At 44.8% G+C, this 306-nt stretch carries 1 protein-coding gene; it reads left to right on the forward strand.

All coding sequences use genetic code 11. The annotated features are described in order from the left end of the window. Positions 1–111 precede the first annotated feature (111 nt). On the forward strand, positions 112–306 hold a 195-nt coding region (locus tag TD29_RS18750; RefSeq protein WP_206539807.1), incomplete at its 3' end, for a hypothetical protein.

Here is a 306-nt window from a genome sequence, read left to right on the forward strand (position 1 = left end):
CTTTTGACCCCAACAGCAACCGACCGTTAATACCACTGTGAAGTGGGGCGCAGCAAGTAAGCGCCAAGACAATTGTCTTATAGGGCACGGTGCTAATTCCATCAGACGTATGTGCTGAGAGATAAGAGAGGCTTTGAGCATACACACCATCAAGCCTCTTTCTCTCAGGAGAAAGAGGTTTTTTTATATGATTTGGAGGGGAAGCAATTGGTTACACTTACGGCATCATATGAAGAATTAACAGAAAGCTCGGCAGTTGCACTCGCAATTAGACTTGGCTTGATCCAAGAAAGCAGTCATTTGACA

The sequence above is a fragment of the Psychroserpens damuponensis genome (genome assembly GCF_000826655.1).
Classification (GTDB): domain Bacteria; phylum Bacteroidota; class Bacteroidia; order Flavobacteriales; family Flavobacteriaceae; genus Psychroserpens; species Psychroserpens damuponensis.